Source organism: Candidatus Magnetobacterium casense (assembly GCF_019173545.1).
Taxonomy (GTDB): domain Bacteria; phylum Nitrospirota; class Thermodesulfovibrionia; order Thermodesulfovibrionales; family Magnetobacteriaceae; genus Magnetobacterium; species Magnetobacterium cryptolimnobacter.
Genome location: NZ_JABXWD010000472.1, coordinates 1 through 2,377 on the forward strand (window position 1 = coordinate 1; position 2,377 = coordinate 2,377).

At 53.9% G+C, this 2,377-nt stretch carries 3 protein-coding genes; all 3 read right to left on the reverse strand.

Annotated elements, in window-relative coordinates; translation table 11 throughout:
• Window positions 1–260, reverse strand: a 260-nt coding sequence (locus tag HWQ67_RS16465; RefSeq protein WP_218253775.1) for a nuclear transport factor 2 family protein, incomplete at its 3' end; no start/stop codon positions are given.
• A gap of 39 nt (window positions 261–299) precedes the next feature.
• Window positions 300–740, reverse strand: coding sequence for a hypothetical protein (locus HWQ67_RS16470; RefSeq protein WP_218253776.1), 441 nt, complete (start codon window positions 738–740; stop codon window positions 300–302).
• Window positions 741–787: 47 nt separating this feature from the next.
• Window positions 788–2,377: thiamine pyrophosphate-binding protein (locus HWQ67_RS16475; RefSeq protein ID WP_218253777.1), on the reverse strand; the 1,590-nt coding region annotated here is incomplete at its 5' end.

A 2,377-nucleotide genomic window follows, 5' to 3' on the forward strand; every position in this document is an offset into this window, starting at 1 on the left:
TCAACTATCATCAGAAGCCTGTTGTCAACCTCTCCCCAGAAGGCTATGTCCACCTTGATGTCCTGAATCCCTAAGATGCCTTTAAAGTGTTCCCGCAACTGGTCGCGGCCACGGAAGACCTTGGGGACCTTCTCAAAGCTGCTGATCAGCACGGCATCATCGGTGTACTGGTCCAGGATTGCCTCGATGTCCTTTTTCAGGATCAGGTCTATGTGCTCTTTGTATAACCTGCCTAGTTGTGTATCCGGTGCATTTCCCATACTGTAATCTCCTTCAATGTTTTTGGTTAAACGTCAGGGTTAAAGTTTTGCGGAGCCTTCGTTATACTTCAGGTCATCCACCGTGTACTTGGAAATAACCGGCAGGCCGGTCTTGTCTGATACCTTGACTGTCCATGTCTGATAGGCGTCTAACTTGATACGCTTGCTGTACCTTGCCGGTGGGGTCCAGCAACTAGCCTCCCACTGCACTACTACCTTCACCTCTGCCTGGTCGCCATTGATATTTGACTCTACGGACTTCACCACGTGTACTTCATCAAAGAAGATGCGTATCACGCCCTGATACCATAGTTCAAAAGCCGCCAGACCCTCCAACGTGGCCTCCGGAAAGACCATAAACAGCCCCTCCTCCGCCAACATGGGCAGTATCTCTATCATCGGGGCGTGTACGTCGAGTTTGTCGTACCACACCCGTGCAAGTTTATCGATGACCTCTGGTGTCAACACCGTTTTATTCATAACTGCTAACCTCCTTACGTGTTTTTTCTATCAGATTTACGTTGCTCTTAGGGCATGACAATTTCCAGGAGAAATGGGTTGTCATCTCCCAGCATCAAGCTCACGGGGTGTCCAAGAAAGAAGGGGTTGTCCACCCGATCTCCCCTCATCCCCATTGCGTAAGCCAGGTAATCAAAACGCATCTTGGGCTTGGACAGGTCAAATGCCACAGGCAACGGCCGGTCTTTAATATCCCTTTCCTTCCAGTACTGGTCAATGTTCAGGTTTAACAGCCGGTAGGAGGCATTGTTGCATATTACAAACTTGGCCCCTATGTTATAGCGGGCGGCCGTGTACAGTGCCTGGATCGTATACATGGAACCGCCATCACCGGAGAAACCGATCACGGTCTTTTCCGGATGTGCGAGCTTTGCCCCGATGGCCCCCGGTATACCAATCCCCAGGGAACCTCCGCGTGTAACAAAGTAGCTTCCCGGCGTCCTTGGCGGCAGATAGCGCGTCAGATCGGGTGAGGCGGTCAGCGCCTCATCAAAGATTATCGCATCCTTGGGTAGTTTTTCTGCCAATATTACCGCAAGTGCCGGCATCTTTACACGGATGGGTTCATACATGGTTTTCTTATCGGCTTCGACTTCGGCCTTGTGCTTATCGGCTTTGAGCTGACCGCTGAGGGCCATTCTCTTGTCGGCATCGGCCCTGTACTGGGGCGATATGCGTCGTTGCAGTTCATCGGCAAGGGCGGCGAGTGACAACTTGGGATCGCTTACTGCCGCAATATCGACCCTGTGATTTTTGCCAATTTCGTAGGCATTAAGGTCGAAGTGTACGACCCTTGTTCCCGGTGAAAAGATGTCGCCAAGTTCGGGGAACACCTCCGGCAACATGTACGTCCCAACGATGAGGACCGAGTCTGCCTTCCTGGTGATTGGCAGGGAGTAGGAGCCGGTCATGTGTCCTGTTGTTCCCTTGTACAGCGGATGGGTCGTGTCCATAACTACATCGCCGATATCGGCGGCATAGACCTCGGCGCCAAGTAGTTCGGCAACACGTGTCAGTTCGTCATTGGCATTGGAATACGCAACGCCATCCCCGACAAAGATCATGGGGGTCTGTCCCTTCAACAGTGCCTCGGCGGCGGCCTCTATGACCCCTGCCCGGGGCAACACACGCGTATCGGGGATCAGCGTGGGAAAGACTTCTTCGTTGTTTACCTCATCGAGGACGTCCATCGGCAGACACACATACACCGGCCCCATGGGGGGAGTGGCGGCTATCCTGATGGCACGTCTGAGGGTGCGCAACACCGAACGGCTATCCGTGACCATCGTGGCGTACTTGGTCACCGGCTCCATGAAGGCCACCAGGTCTCCGGCCATCTGTGCGTCCATGTTGAGGTAGCTCAGGCCGGCGTCTCCGGCTATCACTACCAACGGTGAATGGCCGCGCTTGGCCTGATACAGCGCCCCTACCGCATTGCCGATACCGGGAGTGCTGTGCAGTTGCACGAGGGTAGGGCGTTGGGTGCAACGCGCATAGCCGTCGGCTATCATTACGGCGATACTCTCATGCAGCGTAAGGATGTACTTCATGGCCGGATAGTCACCCATCGCATCGAGGAATCCTTGTTCTACGGTGCC